This window comes from Mucilaginibacter ginsenosidivorax (genome assembly GCF_007971525.1).
In the GTDB taxonomy this organism is placed as follows: domain Bacteria; phylum Bacteroidota; class Bacteroidia; order Sphingobacteriales; family Sphingobacteriaceae; genus Mucilaginibacter; species Mucilaginibacter ginsenosidivorax.
The window spans coordinates 6,440,537-6,461,261 of sequence record NZ_CP042437.1 but is presented as its reverse complement, the minus strand read 5'-3'; the positions used below and the strand labels follow the sequence as shown (position 1 = coordinate 6,461,261).

Below are 20,725 nucleotides of genomic sequence, written 5' to 3'. Positions count from 1 at the left end.
TATTTGGATAGCATTGACATTATCCCCCAAAAAGTACCTCAACGGGTATCGCTGCTTGATGCGTTTGAACAGTAATTCTATCTGCCACCGTTTTTTATACAAAGCAGCGATCTGTTCGGGCGCAAGAGTGGGCTCGTTGGTAATGAACGCGAGCTCTTTCTGGGTGGCAGGGTCCTTAAAAACGACCCTGCGGGCCCGGATAAGGGATACTTTGCGCCTGTTGCTATGCCGTCCAACAGCAGGGACTGGTCAGCTATTACCCCCTGTTCGGATGAATAGGTAGAAACAGGGGATTCGGACAACAACTGGTAGTTTGCATCATTCTTCTGCCGGGTAACCCAGGCAATGCCCTGTGCGCCCCACGCCTCGAATTGTTTATAATTGGTATAAGCCCGGTCAAAGACGACTATAGAGCCTGGCGGTACCTGTACTTCCTGCAGGAATACAAGGTCGTGGTGCCTGGCTTCCGTAAGTAAGGTAAAACAGGGCAAATTATGTTCCGCATCGATCATTACGTGGGCTTTTATCCCGCCTTTCCTTTTGCCATTGCTTTTCGACATACCTGCACCGCCCATAATATTCGAGAAAAGGGAGATCGTGGTCGAATCGATAATGAAAAGCTTCTTAAGCGAAGGGCGGCTGTCCGGTAAACTTCCGTAGAAATATCTGTACAGTTGATGATAGGCCGCCGCGAAGAAATCAGCCGGGCGCCTGCTATTGGCATCCGACAGCGTGCTCCTGCGTGGGGTATTGGTCAACCCCAGATGGAGAAGCCTGCTTCGGTTCGCCTGTAACCCCGTAACCAATTCACGCAGGGAAAGGCATTGGAAAAAGCCTTGGTAGAGCATCGTGACCAAGTGGTCGTAACTCATGAATGACTTACAATACCTATCGGCAGAATACTTTTGGCTTTGCTTTGAAACAATATGGCGGGGGATCAAACTAAGCAATTGTGCGAATACCGGCTGTCCGCTAAAAAAATTATCTTTGGGCATAAAGAATAGTTTGGTGTGGTAACTAAAGCTACTCTTTTAAAAGGAGGTTATGCCTCCTTTTTTATTTCCCCGGACAACAGTGATTTCAAATTTGCAAATTTCAGATGATTTTGATTTGCACGTTTGAAAATTTGCCTATCTGCATATCAAGCTCTTCATCTGCACATCTAAAATCTGCATATCTGCACATCAACAAGCTTATCCTTCCAGGTACCTATCCAACGAAATTGGGCCGGAACCTAAAATGGTGAACATTACCAGGAGGATTAATGCGGTTACAGACGGCCATTCCAATGTATTTATGGGTTCCTTGAAAATGCCTGTTAAAAACACTGCACCCAATACAATAGGGATCTGAAAAATGGATGCAAGCCGGGTAAATATCCCAAGTGTTATCAGGATGCCGCCAATCATATGGGCGAAAGTTACGTAATAAACCAAAACCATTAATACGCCGGGCGAAAGATCAACAACATCCTGGCTTTCGATCAGATCGCGCAGATAGGCAGTGTTTTCCATAAAGGCTACTCCTTTTAGCAATAAAAATACGCCGAGCGCAATACGTACAAGATCAAGGAATTTAGGGTGATGTGTATCGCCCCAATGTTCAATTTTATGAACTACGTTCATGACAGCCTCCTTATTTTTAAAGGTATAATTGGTTTTGGTAACCAGCTGGCTTGCAGGGAGAATAATGCGCCTTGGTTACGCTATATAAATATAGTAACAAACTTGTTATAATTACAAATTGTTTTTATTCGGAATTCCAGGCAAACGTACCAAAATTGGGTTAACATAACTTAACACATTTCAGGCGAAAAACGATATAAAGTATTAATAATCAACATTTTATATTTTATCCATGGTTAACACTAAAAATGATGTTTTACGCAATGTAAACGCATCGAATTTTTGTGCCTGCTGTTGGTTAACAGGTACTGAAGCGACCTGGATTTTTTAACCAGGATCAGGCATAAACACAGGCCATCGTTTGATGCTCATATCTTTTTGGCATTATAAGCTTACTCCGTTGTTTACATTTACAATTTCCAACAAAATCTATCCCTCTATGCCTACCCTGTCATTCAAAGCAGCATCGGTAGTTTTAAATGCAGTTTCAAATGGCACTAATAGTTCATCCAGGCGGCCGGCATCTAACAATTGTTTCTGCAGCTTTACGAAATTGGTTACATCTTCAATTTTCCTGATCTGCCGTTTGCCAAATGCTTCCAGCATTTTTCCTTTTAAACCTAACTGAATGGCGCGGCGTTGCAGTTTATTGCCATAAGGGTCATGATCAGGATCCCATTGCAGGCGCACTTCCTTTTGATCCAGGCCGGCTCTCCATTGTGCGTGGCTTTCATAATATTTAGGATTAAATGAAGATATGGCTGCTTCACCCAGGATTTTCTCTAAATCTGTCTTTTGAATCCACAGGGCAAGTACCCTTTCCTGGTTTTCCTTTTCGGCCCAACCGCAGCGGTACATCATCCATAAAAAGTTGGGCTTTATCCACGACATACGGCTATAGCTATAATGGTTACCGCCAAGGAATTGATTTTCTACCGCAAAATCGGCTATATTATGATTGTAGGCCTGGTAAACAATAATAAGGTCTTCGGTTTGGTGGCCTAACAAATGCTGGCCGGTTTTGGGCAATCTTTGGATACTATCCTGGTATAATTCGGTGATGATATGTAGTGGATTGTTTTTTATTAAATTCGTATTCATTAATGTATTATATATTGATATTTTGATCTTTTACAGATCATATTCCTTTAGCCATCCTCTTAAGGTGGCCAGGTCTTTTTTCACAGCAGTTGTAAATGCGTCCCTGCTTATTGTTAATTGTTTGGCGCCATCCTGCGCGCCGCCGAGCTCATATTCGCAGTGCAAGCTCATGGGGCTGTTTATTTTCTGTTCCTTTAATATACGAAAATATTTTGGAAAATCCACCATTCCTTCGCCCAAAGGCACACTTTTAACCTGCCATTTGCCATCTTTTTTGTCCCAGTAAAAATCTTTTACGTTGGTGGTTTTAATCCGCGGCATAAGCGTTTGGATAGATGTTGGCCATGTGTCGGCTCCTTCGGTTGTGGCGTGCCTTACATCGTACTGGCAGCCTATAAAATCGGGATTGGTGCCATCCATCCCCAGCCAAAGGTCCCAAACCGAGGCGCCAAATAATTCGCCCGAATGGTTTTGATAAGCACCATGCATATTATATTGCCTGTTAATGGCCTCAAGCGCCTTAAACTGCTTGTTTATCGCCTTCAGGTTATCGGGAATGCTGATGTTTTTATCATAATCCAGCCAGGCCATCCTGTAGTACTTAATTCCTAATGCCGATGCGGCCTTCAAAATATCATGGGTGTATTTTTCATCGGGCGATTTGATGTTGGTTACAATGGTATGTACTTTTAAACCCGCGCGTTCAACCGCCGCAACTGCTTTTGGCAGATCAGTAGCCACATGCTCCGGCAATACGTGCCCGTCGGGCCTTACCGTCAGGTCTACCCCATCAAAGCCCATGTCTGCCGCCAATGAGGCCATATCAGCGTAATTGAGCCAATGCAAATGCTTGGAGAAAATGCTTACTTTAATTTTTGCGGGGGAAAATTGACCTGTATCGCTAATATTTGAGTCTTTGGGTAAGGTTAATCCTTTGGCGTTTAAACCTAATGCCATACCGGCAGTTGCCATTGTAGCTGCAGCAATAAACTTTTTGCGGCTGATATTTTCCATAAGCTTTATAAATTGGTATTGCAATATACCAAAAGCCGGATGGAATTTCAGAAGAGTTGCGGGAGTATCAAGCCGGGAGTTTTAAGTAAAAAAGGTTTATATTTTACCATTTTTCTTTGGTACCCACCATAACGTGTTGGGATTTACACAAATATTTCGGTTGAACGCTGGCTAAGACTCACCCCGGCTACGCTGCGCTGGCCGACCCTCTCTCCGGCTTACGCCGCAAAGAGGGTGAACCCCATTTTTTATTTCTTTACAGCCCCTCTATGCGACGCAGTCGGAGAGAGGGGCAGACGGGCGGAGCCTCGTCGGGGTGAGTCGACTCGCCGATATTCGATATACAAAACTTTGCTACTCAAGATAACTAAAATGCTCCTATCAATCAAAGCCAACATATTCTTTTTGCTTAACCTCTACATAGCCCGAAGTATTATCACGGCTGATATACATTACGATGTGAAAAAAGTCGTTATCAAACTGGTAAATGTTATTTATTGTATCGGCCCCCTGGAATTTCATGGGCAGGCCCTGGCTTTTCGCCTGTGAAATTAGATGGAAAATTTGTTCGGTGCGTGCTGTTTTATAGGTTACGGTACGCAATATTGCTCCGCTGCTTAACTTCAAGGCTACCCCAATATCTACTGATTCTTGTTTTTTTTCCGCATCCGTTTTACTCAAATGCTCAATAGTATTACCATCAAGTTCCTGGGTATAGGCCTTTTTAAAGCCTTTCGCCAAAACCAGGTATTTGTGCGCATCGGCGTTTGTTAGGTTGGTTAAATTGGTAAGGTCATTAACTGTTATGCTTTGGCCAAACAGGTTGGCGCCGCAAAAACATAATAAAGCCACAAACAGGAACTTTTTCATTTTTGTTATTGTATCCAAATATACTTTTTTCTGCAACTAAATTAACTGCCCGGATGATAGCTTTTACTTACATGTTTCAGCACATCTTCGCGGTAAAATAAAACATCCTTAAACTTACCTTCAATAATACCCTGCGCCTGGTCGGTAAAGTTTTTTGATGTGGCATCAAATGACTGCCCGCCGGTCATGATACTTTTAGCCTTTATCCTGGGGCCAAATTCAACCGCGGCAACAAAACTATTGCCCGAGTAGCCATACCTTTTCAAAGTATTTACCGTACGGCTCTGGAACGACGGCAATTGCCCAAACCCAGAGCCCGTTAAGCCCACCGGGATACTCGGCAGCTTATCATCAAAGGTTATGCCATCGGCTGGTCGCTGGTAGCGGTTCATATCGCCCCATTGCACCTGCCAGGTACCAAAACGGCTTTGCAGGTTTTTCATAACGGCGCTTAAAAGCTCAAGTTGCTGGTTGCCCGGGGTTTTATCAGCAAGAGTTTTAATACGCCGGGTAATGAAAGTGCTTTCCTGGTCGGTTTTAGGCGGAGGGAGTAATTTAAGCATAGCCGTACCCCATTCAATAGCCAATGAGCTTGCTACCGAATTGGCGGCCGTACGCCTGTCCCACTGCTTCAATATTTTCATAACATCTGATATTGAATACTTTACTGAGTCAGGAGCTTCATCATATGCTTTAAATAGCGCAGGCAGTAAATCGTCAAAAGCAGCCAGGTAGTGGTCATACCCTTTTGCTATCAGGCCATCCAGTGTAAGGCCCTCAGCGTTCTTTAATATGTTAATAGCAGTAATGGCGCGGTAATTTTCGCCATCGGGTGCCATATAAGCCGGGTACTTACTTTTATCCGGACTGCTTGCACCCGCATCAGTATAAGGCGTAGAATTGCAATTTTGAATCCAGCCGGTAGCAGGGTTTGTGGTGGTTACAATTTCGCTTAAACGGTGTACACCTTGCCATTCGGTAGCCGTTGTGCTGCCGTCAACGGGTAAACTCCAGTCATATTTGGGGTCGCGTTTGGGGATATAATTGCCATACCAAAAAATGGTATTGCCCTTGTCATCGGCATAAACAGTAGCGTTGGTGGCGTTAGATACCAGGTCCATGGCTTTTTTGTATTCGGCCAGGTTATTGGCCTTAGTTATCTGCCATGATTCTACCAGGGCATTATATGAGCGATTGTTGGCCTTTAGCGCCAGCCATTTGCCATCGCGACTCCCCACTACGGGGCCATGATGGGTATAGTAGCCGGTTATTGTTTTTTGTTCAAGCTTATCGCCTTTTTTTATATTGATAACCAATTTACGTTCGGTAACGGGTTTAAGGGTGCCGTTGTATTCGTAAAACCACCTACCGTCTTTTTTTGCCATTTTTTCGGCATACAAGTCGGCTACATCGGCATAGCTACTGGTGTGCATCCACCCGCAGTGTTTGTTAAAACCCTGGTATATAAAAAATTGTCCCCAGGTTACGGCACCGTAGGCGTGCAAACCTTCTTCGCTCACCAGCTCAACCTCGCTGCGGAAATAAAAAGGCACATGTGGGTTGATATATAATAAAGCATGACCGGAAGCCGACCGCGATGGAGAAATAGCAAACCCATTCGACCCCGTTTCACGTTCATTCACAAATTCATAAGCTCTGGCCCGGCTATTTGGAACATAACCCAGTTTATCGCCGCCATTTATATAAAACTCTTTTGTTTCATCCAGCTTAATGCCCCCTGTTTCGGTGGCGGCTACGCTTCCGTCGGTAAACATCAGCGCATACCAGGGCTCAAAATGCTTAAATACTTTGGGTTTTACTTCGGGATGTTTGTATAGGTAATAATTTATACCATCGGCAAAAGCATCCAATAGTTTCCTGAAAGCAGGGGCGCTTGTTTTATAATCGTTTATAGCATCTGCACTATCGGCAATTAATTGTAACTGGATATCCGTAGCCAGGCTATTTTCGCCATCCACTTCGGTTTGTTTACCAAACTGGTAAAGGTAATTACGTTCAATTCCTTTAAAATTATCTTCGCACTGCGCGTACATCAAGCCAAAAACTACGCTGGCATCGGTTTCTCCGTAAATATGTGGCACGCCGTAATTATCGCGGATGATAGTTACCCTTTTAGCTAAATCTCCCGCACGTTTAATTTCTTGTGGGTTAATTTTTTGAGCAGATACAAACAGCGAAGAAAATAATAAAATAAAAATTAAATTCAATTTCATGGTAACAAATATTTTACCTAAACATCTAAGTAAATAAAGTAACGTTAAATAGACACTTATTAATAATATGCGGTAAATTTGAACGTTTAAACGTAATATTTATATCGTATCTTCGTTTGCTTTAAATTATTCGTAATTTATTACAGTGAGATTAAAATAAAGCTGCTTTAAAAGCTGCTGACACAATATAATAAAAAAATTGTTTATCGGTTATTACATCGGTAAATATAAGAGCTTGGATTTATCATCTTACATGAGATCTGAGGTTTAGTTGATACAATATCACGTGAGAAATGATATTGCAGTGCGTTCCGGGGTGAGATACGGAACGCATTTTTTATTTAGTTCACTGGTTCATTAGTTCATTGGTGGATGGCGGTTTACTTAGTTCATTGGTTCACTGGTTTATTAGTTCATTGGTGGATGGCGGATAAAACCAATAGTTAGCTTTCAAAGCAGCCTCCTTCAAAATCCCATGACATATTCCAACGCTTATCTGTTCACTTGTGAAAGCAGTTTATCTTGATAATTACAAGCTATAATACCACCCGCAAAGACCAATGAACTAATGAACAAGTGAACTAATAAACTAACCTGCCATAATACCACCCGCAAAGACCGATGAACTAATGAACAAGTGAACCAATAAACTAAACTGCCATAATACCACCTGCAAAGACCAATGAACTAATGAACCAGTGAACTAATGAACATTATACTTGGCCATTACCAGTAACACCATGCGGTTGTAAGTTGCCAAACCGCGGGGTTGGTTGTTTGCTTTCAGGAAATTATCGTAAAAAATACTGCTTATCCAGCTAAGCTGGTTTTCATAGGCCATCCAGTATGCACGTTCGGTTACAAAATCCTGGTGCACCTGTTTTGATACCATTGCTTTTAATTCCTTATGGGCCAGGGTATCGCGCCGGCGCAGGGTATGCATAAACTCGTCAACCGCCAGGTGATAGCCCGAGTAACGCAGCAAGCGGTCTTTTGATTTTATAGCGATGATAAAGCCGGCAAAATCAGCCTCATCCTCGGCCCCATACCCTATCTGGTGCGACATTTCATGACAAGCCACAAATGGCCTGTTAAATACCGGCATGGCATAGTTAATCTGCGCTTCGGAGGTAAATGGATTATAATAGCCAGACGTACCTATATAATTCAGCAGGAAAGTGATCATAGATGGCTTTATTGCAGGCTGAAAAGCACGGAAATTGGCTGAGTCGACCGAGAGCGCTTTTACCGCGTTTACAGCTGTTTGATAAATTGTGCTGTTGCTTTGGGCCAGGTCGGCAGCGGTTACCCTGGCGCGGCAGGCATTAGCGCTATCTATCAGTAATTTGGTTACGGCTTTTAAATCGGCAGTAGTAAATGTAGTATCCCTTAAATTAAGGCGTACAGCGGCTGATGGCCTGAAATAATTCATCCCCCAAAACAAATAAAAAGCTACAACCGCTACCTGGATGCTTATTATCCAACCCAGCAATTGCAATCCAATTTTTTTAAACTGCTTTTTAACCAGCAGCTTCACCATTCTGATGATAGCTAAAACTATTGCCAAAATAATTGCGGTATAAAGCAAATCGCCTACGCTAAAGGGAAATAAGTTAAAAACCGGATGAAAAACCCAGCAAATGAGCTTATAAAACCCCTGAGAATAATAACGCTCCACCAATGCAGGATAACCGGCCAGCAGCATCAACAAAAAAATGGCCAAAGCTAAAAGCAATATGGCTGTTATTCTTTTAAGGAATGGATTTTTGTTGAAATAGCTACGCATTGTACACTATAGATGTTAACCAAGCCAATATAGCAAAGCTTTACCTTTAAGAGGCTGTCTAAATTTAATTATGGCTGTTTTTATATTTCTTAGGAAGCTCATATCCACAAATAATTGCAAGTATCCAGCAGCTAAAACCTTAAAAAAATCGCTATGAAGTGAGCGATAATAGTTAAACAAGTGTTCTAAACAACCGTCATTGCAAGTATCTATCAGGTGAAACCTGAAAAAAAATATTATGACGCTCGACGGATATAGGTAAACGAATGCAATAAACTACCGTCATTGCGAGGTACGAAGCAATCCCGAACTATGTGGGGCTTAGCACGTAGGGGATTGCTTCGTACCTCGCAATGACGGATACTTAACACTGACTGTCAGCAACTTACAAGCATGTTGTTTTGAGGCACGAAGCAATCCCGAACTATGTGGGACTTAGCATATCGGGGATCGCTTCGTACCTCGCGATGACGGCAGTTTTTTAATTTCAAATAGCTTTTAAGCAGTTTTTCCTAATTGTGGAATACCAAAAGAGCCCCTTAAAGGGGCTCTTTTGGTATTCGGGCTAAATTAAATACTTATTTAATGGCCACCGGTACAACAAAGGTATCCCATTTCAGGTTGAAACCTTTTGGTGTAATGGTATAGGTAAGGCTTTCGGCTTTGGGCGCGGTTTTGCCTTTAACTGTTACCCGCAGCTGGTCGTTTTCTGGCTTATAAGTGTAAGCTCCCCATTGTTTAGGGTTTTTATCAAAAATGATAGTCCATGTACCGCTTGCAGATGGAATTACAAAAAAGGCATACCTGCCGGCCGGAAGAGCTTTACCTTGAACCTTTATTGCTTTGCTGGTTGTAAAACTGGTTGCCGAATCGGCACCGGCACGCCATACTTTATCAAACGGCACCAATTCGCCTAATATTTTACGGCCTTTTACATACGGACTTCCGTATTTGATTTTAATTAATGAGCCTGCAACTGTAGCGCTTGTACTATCGTGCGGACTGGCTGGTTTTTCCTGTGCAAAGGCCAGGCTGCTTAAAAATAAGGCAAATGCAAAAACAAATGCTGCTTTAAATTGAAAAGGTTTGTTCATAATATTTCTCATGATTTATTTGGCATAAATATAGGGCGAAATTTTGTGGGGCAGCAATTGATAAATTAAATAAAAGTGTTCGGCATTTATAAAAACATGCTATCAAATAAAAACTATTGATAATCTGCATTGTTATACATTCAGAATAATCACATTGCAGTTAGGAATTGACCTTAAGGTTTACATAGCCAGAAGGTTAAACAATTGTTGTGGTTTTTTTGACCCTTGCCGCAAGGCAAGGGTTTTTATTTATTCAACTTTATAAGTATAAACGCTGCGGCCCACATTGCCGTTATCATCTATACCTTCAATAATTACGCGATAATTGCCTTTGCCATCGGCATTGTAAAAATCAAATGATGCGCTCCCATCTTTATCAGTAACAACGTCGGGGTTCCAATAAATGGTGACACGATCATCTGCTTTATTGGCCTGCTTAACCGACCCACCATAAGCAGGCGAGTAAAACGTACGGGCTTTGTAAAAACCTTTGGGCGCATAAGTAATAAGCCCGGGCGATAGTTTTTTATTTACAGCCTGGCCCTTATTCTTTTTTGTTGTGATTACTAAAACGCCATTTGATCCCTGGAAGCCGTAAATGGCGGCATCAACATTTTTTAACATTTTAACACTCTCCACATCCGATACATTTAAATCGGTAATGGATCCGCCCTGCACGCCATCTATAATTACCAGCATGGGGCCTGCTTCTGAAATCCCTACCCTTTCGCGCAAATAAGGCACGCCGTTGGTTAATGAAACTCCCGGCAGGCGCCCCTCCAGGCTACGTCCCAATCCGGATTGATCGGCAAAATCGGTAATGGTATTGGTATGCGACTCTAAGTATTTGTCTTTTACAATTACCTCCTTTAATAGTTTACCGCTTGCATCGGCCATGTAAACAGATGCCGGGGCGGTTTTGCCATCACTTTTTTCCATATTGTTGCCACCCGCCAATTTGTTATTATCAAGCGTCAGCGTCAATTCCTTAGGTTGATCCATAATTATCTGTATGTTATTTTTTCCATCAGCGGTTTTCGCCTGGATTACAAAGGGGGTGTTATCTGAGTAAGCCAGGTTTGGGAAGTTGAACCTGCCATTGGCATCGGTAACCTGCGTTAACATACTGCCTCCATTTTTTGCAAGCAATGTTACATTGCCATTGGCAACCGGCGTGCCGCTATTAGCCTTAACCGTGCCTGATATATCCAGTCCTCTTTCAACAGGATACGCCAACGCCGTAGTCTCATCGTTGCCAAGCAATTGTTTCCACTCAAACCGCCGATAACCCTGGGTAAGCATCAGCACATCCAAATCGGCGCGGGTATCATTAGTAACACGGTTAAAATAATAATTGGGCTGCTCAACAAAACCTTTCAAATCAGATGTGAGCAGCAGGTGGGTTAAAATAGTAGTTTCGGCACTTTCATCCACAGGTATTTTCGTAGCATCAATTACCGATGCAGAAAAATAACCAACAACCGGTTTATCGTCCTTTTTGGCATTAAGCGTAAGATGTACCTTTTCCCGGGTTGTATATGATGATTTATTTACCGCCGTTTGCAAATTCATGAGGTCATCGTTCTGAATAAATGAAAGCCGCTCGTTCATCGGCTCGCCGGTTTGCGAAAACAGTGTTACCCGTACGATGCCCGTCTGAAAGTCTTTTTTACCCAGGTTAAGATCAAGTACCTGTCCATCTAGAGTTGTTTTTACCGACCGCACAGCCCCGCCACCCGAATAAATAGCGATGCCAATTTCTTTGTTTTTATTGGCCAGGTAATAGGCCCGGTTGGCATTAATTTCAATTAATAGCTTATCGGGGTTGGTATTATTTACAAGCAGTGCCATTCCCTTTTCGTCGGCCTTTGGCAAATCAACCGTGGCGTTGGTTCCATCGGCATAGGTAAGTTTGGCTTTATAGGTTCTGCCTTCAACGGGGGTTATGTTAATAATACCCATCCCCAGGTGTCGGGTTTCAAATTTGGTTATTTCGGCATTCAGGTTATCTACAACCACGCCCTTAACACTGGCCCCCATGCCATTATGATCAATAGCCTTAAAAGCCAGTTTAGCCGGAATATCATTTACAAAGGTGCCGCCCTCCGGAAAAAATTGAATATCGTATTTATTGGCAATTTTAGTTTGCTGAGCTGATAGTACGCGCGTTGGCAATACCGGGCTGGTAATTATAATAGGCTGGTCAAAAACATTAGGGTCGGCGCTATTAAGCATCCATTTGGTATAAGCCTTAATATGATAAATACCTTTTGGCAGGCTGTTTGGCAAAGGAAAATCGCCCCAGGCCAGGCCGTTGTTAACCTGTAGGGTGATATATTTTACCAACGAATCGTTGGGGTTCACCAGGTCGGCGTGCAATACACCACTCAACTTTGATAGCTGGTGTTGCTCGCCAAGTGTAAGGTAGGCCTTAAAAAAGGCGGTATCGCCGGCACTGTATGTTGTTCTGTCAAAGTGCAGATAAACTTTTTCGATGGCTTTTGTGGTTGATAAGGTTTGCAGGCGTGATACTATTCCGTCTAACGAAAGCGGCGCTTTGGCATCCTGCGAAAACGCGGGTGCACAAAAACATAAGGCGCAAAAAAGTGCAGGTACTATCTTTTTCATGCGGGAAGTGTTTAAAAAGAGGTGATTTAAATTGGTGATTAAATATACCTCAATTAACCGCACAAAACAAATAAAATAAGAGTCAAGAGCCAAGAATCAAGACAAGCGCAAAATGCTCAAACCTAAATATTTTGTTCGTGGGCCAATGTTTTATTGAAATCGGATAATCTACGTGCCAATTCTTTTCTTGATTCTTGCTTCTTGACTCTACTACTGTATTTCGGCATTTTCCTTTATCTCTTCCCAATATACAGTTTCCAGGTAAATGCCATTTTGTATGGCCACACGGGCTTTAATGTCCTGCAGTTGATTTTTGATCTCTGTGGCGTTGAGGTCGCTGCTTAGGGAGTGGTAATAAATTGCATAACCAGTTTTACTGTTTATGAATTTATAATGTTTATCAGCGGGTTTCATAACGGTTTACTTAATATTAATGTAATATATATTATGGTGTTATTGTTTTAAAAAACAGTAAATGTTACATAGCTTTTTTTGCCGGTGAAATTTATTTAACGGCCAGGTACAGTGCCAATAATTTGATAACATTTAATTAACATTGGATTAACAATTCCGTGACCTATTGCTGCAAATTAATGGTTACATTTAGCCACGAAAATAAAAACAGCCAGCATATACTAAACAGTTAGTATACACACTGTTAAATTGATTTTTACTTAAAAAGTATCATAAAAAATTTCAATAGATGTCGATATTCCCCAACTCAAACCAGGTTTTTTATGATTTATTTAACCGGGCGGTTGACAATGCCACTCAAATGGCAACCCTGCTTAATACCGCGGTGAACTCCACTGATACCTACGAGCAAAAATTTCAGTTTACACACATTGATAAGCTAAAAACAAAAAGTTACGAAATTACACACCAGGTGTTTACCGAATCGGGACGTACGCTTATATCTCCCTTTCAGCGTAAAGATATGTGCGAACTTGCGGCAGCCATTGATGACGTGGCAGATAGCATAGCTATGGCATCGCGTAGGATAAACCTGTATGATGTACCTAAAATAACCCCTCCTATTATCAATCTTGCTAATCTTATCCTGCAAACTACACAAGCGCTTGAAAGTGCCGTTAAGGCCATGAATAACCTGGGTAATTCGGCACATATTTTCGAAATTTGTAACAGCATCAAACAACTGGAATACCAGGCCGATACTGTTTACAATGAAGCATTTGCCGATTTACTGGCCAACGAAACCGATGCCATACAACTTATAAAATACACAGATGTTTTTATGGCGATGGAAACGGCAACTGATAGCTGCGAAGATGCCACTCTGATTATTGAAAGCATTTTGATAAAGAACGGATAGGCCTCACCCCGGCCCTCTCCAAAGGAGAGGGAGATAAAAAAGATTTGCAAAAAGAGCGATGAGTTTATAATTCATCGCTCTTTTATTTGATATGCAAATCAAAAGTCCTCTCCTTTGGAGAGGATTTAGGTGAGGCTTTTACTTCCCTTTATCAGCAGGCATATCATCTTGCTTGCCGCCATTATCATCTTTCTCTCTGTCTTTTTTAAATTCAAGCTTGCCAAATTTATAGCTCAGGCTTATGCCGAAAGATTGTATGGGTACATACCGGATATTGGTTTGATTAAAGCCGGTACCATATGTGGTGGAACTTTGGCTTACATATTTGGCAAACGGATTTGATGCAGTAAGGCCAATACTTGCCTTTTTGTTCATGAACATTTTACGCATGGCAATGTTGTAAAACACAAATTTAGGCTGCGTTCCCTGGATGCTTCTTTGTGATGAATTATAGTTACCAAAAAACTCGGCGCTTAAATCATGACCAAAGTTGTACTGGGCATTTAAATTTAAGCGATAAGTAAAACCACTAACACTTGGGCTGCCCGGGTTGTTGCTGGTACGGTTCGAAAAAATCATGTTGGTGCGCAGGTTAAATGCTTTAGTGATAGGTACCGACGCGTAAATGTTAACACCCTCACGCTCCTCAGAACCGAGATTATACCGCTTTGTTAACGATACATTGGTATAGGTGCTGCCATCAATTGTTAAAGTATCATAAAAAGTGGTAAAGCGCTGCAAGTCATCAGTGTTTTTACGGTAAAACGCGGCTATATTAATGTTGGCACCACCATCAAACGATTTATTGTAACCCAATTCAAAATTATCGCCACGTTCCGGTTTCAGGTTAGGATCGCCGGTGCTTATGTTGTGCGTGTCGCTGATGTTAAGAAAAGGGTTCAGGTCGCCATAATCCGGGCGCTCAATCCTGCGGGTATAACTTAATTTAACCGATTGCGATTCGCTTATTTTATGCGAGAACACCAATGATGGTACTAATATGTTGTAATTGGGGATATTGGTATTTTTAAAGTCGGCAGTGGTTACTGTATATTCATCTCTTAACCCAGCCTTGATATCTAAAAAGTTATTGAATACCGAAGTAGTTAACGATAAATAGTAAGCATAAATTTTTCGGTCATAAGTAAAACCATAGGTTTGGTTATAGTTGGGCACGTTGGCACCGTTTAACAAGGTATCGGTAACTACATTGTTGTTAATGTGGTTAAAATCAAGCTTACCACCCGTTTCAATTGTAAAATTTTTGCTTACAGGATGCGTGTAATCAACCGAGATGTTGGTTTCCTTATCCTTACCCGGATTATTATTGGTAATACCGGTAGGTATAGTTCCGGCCTGTAAGTTCTGTAACAGTTGCGACGAACTAAAACTATTATTGCCAAAGCTCGATGAATATAATATATCAAGCTCCTGCCCTTCTTTCTCAAACGTTTTTTTGTAGGCCAGGCTCACATCTGTTGATGTACCGCTAAACTTACTGCTTGATGTGCGCAGGGTTTTGATATCAGAAAGTTCTATTCCGTTCGGGTCCACTTTATTTTCGTCCTGGTTGGTTAAGCCGCTGCCATGGTTACCAAAGTGGTTAAAGCCCACCGACGCGGTAAGATCATCGTGTTTGCTAATGTTCCAGGTAAAGTTTAACCCCGATTGGTAACCGTTACGTTTAAAATTATTACTGCCCTGCTGAAAAAGAGTGGTAGTGTTTCCAAGTCCGTCTGTGGATGTACGGTTGCTTGTATTGGGTGCGTTGCTGTTTATCTGCGCATTACCGCTAAAAAACGCGTTAACTCCAAAATTACCTTTACGCATGTTCAGGTTAAATGATCCGTTTTCGCGGCGCGTTCCGGCCGATAAGTTAACGCTGCCGTTTACACCCTCAACCCGGCTATCTTTTAAAATAATATTAATGATACCACCTGTACCTGCGGCATCGTACTTAGCACCGGGACTGGTAACCACCTCAATACTTTTGATCTGGCTGGCGGGGATGCTGGCCAGGGCATCGGCAAGGCTGGCGCCAAATATGCTGGATGGTTTGCCATTTATTAAAAACCGGATATTGGCATTACCCTGTAACTCCACATTACCATCAATATCAACGGTAATTTGCGGTACCTTTTTAAGGATATCTATAGCAACACCACCCTGCGCACTCAGGTCGTTTTGAGGGTTGTATACCATTTTATCAATTTTGTTTTGAACCGTAGGGGTAGTAGCTGTAACCGTTACATCTTTTAACTGGTGGGTGTTTGGCGACAGCAACACCTCGCCCAGGTTGGTAGTACCGCCGGCTTTAACTATTACATGGTCAACTGTAGTACGCTGGTAACCCAAAAAGTCGGCGGTAATGCGGTATTCGCCCGGCGGAATCTGATCTACAGTAAAATTACCTTTCGGGTCCGTGCTAATGCCATTAAACGGAGCTGCCACACCTTGTTTATAAACAGATATGGTAGCATAGTCAACGGGTTGTTTTGTAGCGGCATCGGTAACCTTGCCGCTTATTTTGCCTTTGGGGGCAGGCGCCTGTGCCCAGGCGTTTATGGTAACCAGTACAAATAAAAGTAGTAGTATATATCGGGTCTTCATTATCTTAAAATCGCTCATTTGGGTGCGAATTTGAAGACAAACATTGGATAAATTCTGATTTGTTGTGTTATTGTTACATTAAGGTTAATTCTTTCAAATTTGTTACAATGAATATGAATCAAGAGGTTAGAATTAAGCGTTAAGACGAAAAGAACTGGCGACATTCGCTAAGTTTTCCGCTTCTGTCTTAAGCGCGGGTTGACATTGGTTAACTTGCTGCTTCAACCTTGATTCTTGACTCTTAACTTTTGATTCTCTTTTAAAATATCAGCACCAAAGTTCCCGCTATAATCAATAAGGCCCCTATCCCGTTCTTCAACGTCAGCGGCTCGCCTAAAAATACTACAGCCAATACAATGGCCAGCGCAACGCTTAACTTATCAACCGGGGCTACCTGCGATACTTTGCCCAACTGTAAGGCCCTGAAATAGCAAATCCACGACAGGCCGGTAGCACAGCCGGACAGAATCAGAAATGTCCAGTTGGTTTTGGTTAAACCACTTATACCCTGGTTACTACCCTTAAACAACACAATGGCCCAGGCAAGTATCAGAATAACCACGGTACGGATGGCGGTTGCCAGGTCGGTATCTACTCCTTTAATGCCTATTTTGGCAAATATTGCAGTTAACGCGGCAAACAATGCCGATAATAGAGCGTAAATCCACCACATAGTTTTTTGGGTTTTAAGTTATACGTTGTACGTTTTTAAATTATCAACAATTAAGTTGTAGATTGAAAGTTATACGTTGTACGTTTTTGTAAATTATCAACAATTAATAGGCTAATTTGCTTCACAAACCTGTAGTAAATTTGTTCAAATCCAAAATGTATACAAATTGGGCTACTAACTTTACATAATTGCATTATATATTATAATGAATGCGCAACGTACAACTTAAAACGTACAACGTATAACATAAAGCACAACGTACAACCTAATGAAGCTACTAATCATTGAAGACGAAGAAGGCCTGCGCGAGAGTATTGAAGAGTACTTTACCGAGGCGGGGAATATTTGCGAAACCGCCGCTACCTACTCCGCAGCCATTTCCAAAATAGAAATGTATAGTTACGACTGCATTTTGCTTGATATTACCCTGCCCGGCGGCAATGGTATCAATATACTTAAACGGTTAAAAGACAATAATCATCAGGATGGCGTGCTCATTATATCGGCAAAAAACTCCCTTGACGACCGCTTGCAGGGCCTGGATCTGGGCGCCGATGATTACCTGGTAAAGCCCTTTCACCTGTCGGAGCTTAAGGCAAGGGTATCGGCCATTATCAGGCGTAAAATGTATAACGGCAGCAACCTGCTTACTTTTAACGAAATCAGCATCGATTTGCAAGCCAAAACGGTGAGCGTGCATGACAAGTCGCTTAAATTTACCCGTAAAGAGTTTGCGCTGCTTATTTATTTTATTGCCAACAAAGGCAAAGTAGTATCAAAAAATGCCATAGCCGAGCATCTTTGGGGCGACGGCATCGATTTAGCCGACAATTTCGATTTCATCTACTCGCACATTAAAAATATCCGCAAAAAGCTGGTAGAAGCCGGCGCCAACGATTATATCCAGGCGGCTTACGGCATGGGCTATAAATTTGCCGGGCAATGAAACTTATCACCTTATATAACCGGGTAAATATTGTTACCACTATAGCAGTAATGCTTATAACGGGCATTATATACTACCAGGCCATCAGTTGGATATTAATTGACCAGGCCGATAAATCTTTAAAGGTTGAGGAGGATGAAGTTTTTGATTACGTAAAACTCAACAAACAACTCCCCCAGGTTTTTGAATCTAAAGATCAGCAGATAAGCTTTACCTCGGCAGCCCCCAATTCCGTTACGCGCGAATTTATTGACACCCTATATAAAAAAGATAAGGACGAAGTTGAATCCGGTCGCGGGCTTATCAGCTCAATTACGGTTAACGGCAAATACTATAAAATCCTGATCGTTGAATCGAAGGTAGAAACTGAAGACCTGATCCAGATTATCTTCACCATAACTTTTGGATTGATTTTGTTTTTATTACTGGTATTGCTTGTTGCCAACAGGCTTATTCTAAATCGCCTTTGGCAGCCGTTCCATGCCATTTTAAAGGAGATGAAACTATTTAACATCACTGATAATAAAGAAATTACCCAAACCGAAACCCGCATTGATGAGTTTGCCGATTTAAACCAGGCAGCCACGGCCATGACCATCAGGGCAAAGCATGATTATAAAGAGCTTAAAACATTTACCGAAAATGCATCGCACGAATTACTTACGCCCATTGCCGTCATCAACTCCAAATTAGATACCTTAATACAATCCGAAAACTTTAACGACAGGCAAAGCAAACTACTTAATGACCTGTATAGCGCAGTAGCCCGGTTAAGCCGGCTTAATCAATCGTTATTACTGTTGGTAAAAATAGAAAACCGCTTGCTTACAGATCAGCAAACCATCAACCTTAAACAGTTAATTGATGAAATGCTGCTACAGATGGAAGATATTTTTGCGGATAAACAAATTACGGTAACCGCCCGGCTGGAGGACAAAGAAATTTCGGGAAGCAGGTACCTTATTGAAATTTTATTAAATAACCTGATCATTAATGCCGTGCGGCACAATCATGCAGGCGGCGAAATTGTGATTGACCTGACCACAGCAGCATTAACTATTAAAAATACGGGCGCCGACGAACCCCTGGACGTGGACAAAATATTTACCCGTTTTCATAAGTCAGCCCAGTCTGATGGCAGCGGACTTGGGCTTACCATCAGCAAACAAATTTGCCAGAGTCTTAATTTTTCGCTCACCTACCGGTATTCAAAACCATACCACACCTTTTGTATGTTTTTTTGATATAAAAAGTTTTTATAAGTTTTTGGCTTTTGCCGCTAAGGGCCATCGGCCCGAAACATATTATAGCCACGGGTTTTAACCCGTGGACTATTTAAACAGTTGTGAAAGTGCTGCAGGCACTACCCATATCTATATCAAATACCCGCCTTGTTACCCGGCTTATCATTTCAGACAGCCTTTTATAACTAAACAAATAAACTGTTAAATTTCTTATTCATAAATTACCATGGAAAATACGCTGCGCAAACGTAAACAGACTGTTACCATCCTAAATTATTACAGATTTATGCAATACTTTAGCTATGTTTAAATGAACTTATACATTAGTTAATGAAGTGGTTTTTCGGCCTTCTATTATTTACAGTTACCTGTACCGCCGCCAGGGCACAAACATACACGCTCGATCATTATTTAGAGCTTGCTAAAAACAACAGTCCCTTACTTAAGGATTTACGCAACCAGCTTGCTGCTACGCAAATTGATAGCTTAAGGCTGCGGGCCGGGCTTAAACCACAGGTAAATGCCAACAGCAATGGATATTTTGCGCCGGTTATTGGTGGTTACGGGTACGCCGGGGCTATTACCAACGTGCAAACTTTTAGCGCACTGCTGGGAGTAAACAAACAAATTGTTGGCAAACGGAACCTAAACGCCCAACTGGCCGGAATAAACCTGCAGCGCGACTCGGTTAATAACACAACCATACTGTCGGTTCAGGATTTAAACAGAACCATTACTACCCAATATATAACCGCCTACGGCAGCCTGCAGCAGGTAAAATTTAATACCGATGTGGTAAAGCTGCTTACCGAAGAAGAGGGCTTTTTAAAAAAACTTACCCGCAATAACGTTTACAAACAAAGTGAATACCTTGCCTTTTTAGTTACTTTAAAACAGCAGCAACTGCAATTATCGCAGGCGCAAATACAATATAAAAATGATTATGCAACACTTAGCTACCTGGCCGGTGTGGCCGATACCAGTGCTGCAGAAATAGCCGAGCCGGTGATTCAAAAAACGGCAACCGCTGCCGAATCTGAAAGTATATTTTTCAGGCAATTTAAATCGGATAGTTTGCGGTTGCTTAACCAACGAGATTTGATTGACATTAGCTACAGGCCCAAAGCCAACATTTTTGCCGATGGCGGCTTTAATACCGATTTTGGCGCGCAGCCTTATAAAAACTTTGGTACCAGCATTGGTTTCAGCATTACCATGCCTATTTATGATGGCGGGCAACGTAAACTCATGTACAAAAAGTTAAAGCTGCAACAAGAGACCCATGCTACCAATAAGGCTTTTTTCAAAACGCAATATCAGCAACAAATAGCGCAGCTTAACCAACAGATAAATGAGAATGATAACCTTATTAACCAAATTAAAGAGCAGATAAAATACGCCGAAAGCCTCATTAAAGTTGATACACAATTGATGCAAACCGGCGACGTAAAAATTGCCGATTTGATACTGGCCGTTAATAGCTACTATACTATAACCAACCTGCTTACACAAACCACTATAACCAGGCTTCAGCTGGTAAACCAACTAAACTACTGGAATAAATAAC

Annotated in this window: 15 protein-coding genes and 2 pseudogenes; 4 read left to right on the top strand and 13 right to left on the bottom strand. The window is 41.9% G+C overall.

From position 1 onward, the window contains the following. Nucleotides 1-36: 36 nt before the first annotated feature. The 11 genes and pseudogenes from FSB76_RS33010 to FSB76_RS26840 all read right to left on the bottom strand — a co-directional run. A pseudogene (locus FSB76_RS33010) lies at nt 37-144 on the bottom strand (transposase); the annotation flags it as partial. 152 nt (nt 145-296) lie between these two features. Next, nucleotides 297-995: pseudogene (locus tag FSB76_RS26885) on the bottom strand (IS4 family transposase); the annotation flags it as partial. A 198-nt stretch (nt 996-1,193) separates the two neighbouring features. Beyond that, nucleotides 1,194-1,625: a DoxX family protein gene (locus FSB76_RS26880; protein ID WP_147058958.1), complete on the bottom strand. Its 432-nt coding sequence runs from the start codon at nt 1,623-1,625 to the stop codon at nt 1,194-1,196. Between the two features lie 429 nt (nt 1,626-2,054). After that, entirely contained in the window at nt 2,055-2,726 is a 672-nt protein-coding gene (locus tag FSB76_RS26875) for a DUF4291 domain-containing protein (protein WP_225976323.1), read from the bottom strand. A gap of 30 nt (nt 2,727-2,756) precedes the next feature. Further along, nucleotides 2,757-3,740 carry a sugar phosphate isomerase/epimerase family protein gene (locus FSB76_RS26870; RefSeq protein WP_147058956.1) on the bottom strand — a complete coding sequence of 328 codons (984 nt, stop codon included), beginning with the start codon at nt 3,738-3,740 and terminating at the stop codon, nt 2,757-2,759. Nucleotides 3,741-4,121: 381 nt separating this feature from the next. After that, nucleotides 4,122-4,610 (bottom strand): hypothetical protein, encoded by a 489-nt coding sequence (locus tag FSB76_RS26865; RefSeq protein ID WP_147058954.1) that lies wholly within the window; start codon nt 4,608-4,610, stop codon nt 4,122-4,124. A gap of 41 nt (nt 4,611-4,651) precedes the next feature. After that, nucleotides 4,652-6,844, bottom strand: coding sequence for a penicillin acylase family protein (locus tag FSB76_RS26860; RefSeq protein WP_147058952.1), 2,193 nt, complete (start codon nt 6,842-6,844; stop codon nt 4,652-4,654). A 703-nt stretch (nt 6,845-7,547) separates the two neighbouring features. Continuing rightward, complete coding sequence (locus FSB76_RS26855) at nt 7,548-8,630, bottom strand: DUF3810 domain-containing protein (protein ID WP_147058950.1); 1,083 nt, start codon at nt 8,628-8,630, stop codon at nt 7,548-7,550. Between the two features lie 578 nt (nt 8,631-9,208). Further along, a complete protein-coding gene (locus tag FSB76_RS26850; protein ID WP_147058948.1) occupies nt 9,209-9,724 on the bottom strand; it encodes a DUF2911 domain-containing protein in 516 nt (171 codons plus the stop codon). A 249-nt stretch (nt 9,725-9,973) separates the two neighbouring features. Next, a complete protein-coding gene (locus FSB76_RS26845) occupies nt 9,974-12,352 on the bottom strand; it encodes a carboxypeptidase regulatory-like domain-containing protein (protein ID WP_147058946.1) in 2,379 nt (792 codons plus the stop codon). Between the two features lie 210 nt (nt 12,353-12,562). Continuing rightward, nucleotides 12,563-12,766, bottom strand: a complete 204-nt coding sequence (locus FSB76_RS26840; RefSeq protein ID WP_147058944.1) for a hypothetical protein — start codon at nt 12,764-12,766, stop codon at nt 12,563-12,565. A 289-nt stretch (nt 12,767-13,055) separates the two neighbouring features. Here FSB76_RS26840 and FSB76_RS26835 point away from each other — a divergent pair, with 289 nt between their 5' ends. Continuing rightward, complete coding sequence (locus FSB76_RS26835; RefSeq protein WP_147058941.1) at nt 13,056-13,685, top strand: DUF47 domain-containing protein; 630 nt, start codon at nt 13,056-13,058, stop codon at nt 13,683-13,685. A 138-nt stretch (nt 13,686-13,823) separates the two neighbouring features. Here FSB76_RS26835 and FSB76_RS26830 read toward each other — a convergent pair whose 3' ends face one another. Both FSB76_RS26830 and FSB76_RS26825 read right to left on the bottom strand, forming a co-directional pair. Further along, entirely contained in the window at nt 13,824-16,295 is a 2,472-nt protein-coding gene (locus tag FSB76_RS26830) for a TonB-dependent receptor domain-containing protein (RefSeq protein ID WP_158642994.1), read from the bottom strand. 259 nt (nt 16,296-16,554) lie between these two features. Next, nucleotides 16,555-16,968 (bottom strand): EamA family transporter, encoded by a 414-nt coding sequence (locus FSB76_RS26825; protein ID WP_147058936.1) that lies wholly within the window; start codon nt 16,966-16,968, stop codon nt 16,555-16,557. 268 nt (nt 16,969-17,236) lie between these two features. On the opposite strand from FSB76_RS26825, the gene FSB76_RS26820 reads away from it, so the two are divergent. From FSB76_RS26820 to FSB76_RS26810, 3 genes are all read left to right on the top strand, one after another. Then, nucleotides 17,237-17,914 (top strand): response regulator transcription factor, encoded by a 678-nt coding sequence (locus tag FSB76_RS26820; protein WP_147058934.1) that lies wholly within the window; start codon nt 17,237-17,239, stop codon nt 17,912-17,914. Then, entirely contained in the window at nt 17,911-19,158 is a 1,248-nt protein-coding gene (locus FSB76_RS26815; protein WP_147058932.1) for a sensor histidine kinase, read from the top strand. Before FSB76_RS26820 ends, FSB76_RS26815 begins: the two co-directional genes overlap by 4 nt. A gap of 330 nt (nt 19,159-19,488) precedes the next feature. Beyond that, nucleotides 19,489-20,724 carry a TolC family protein gene (locus FSB76_RS26810; RefSeq protein ID WP_147058930.1) on the top strand — a complete coding sequence of 412 codons (1,236 nt, stop codon included), beginning with the start codon at nt 19,489-19,491 and terminating at the stop codon, nt 20,722-20,724. Nucleotide 20,725 lies beyond the last annotated feature (1 nt).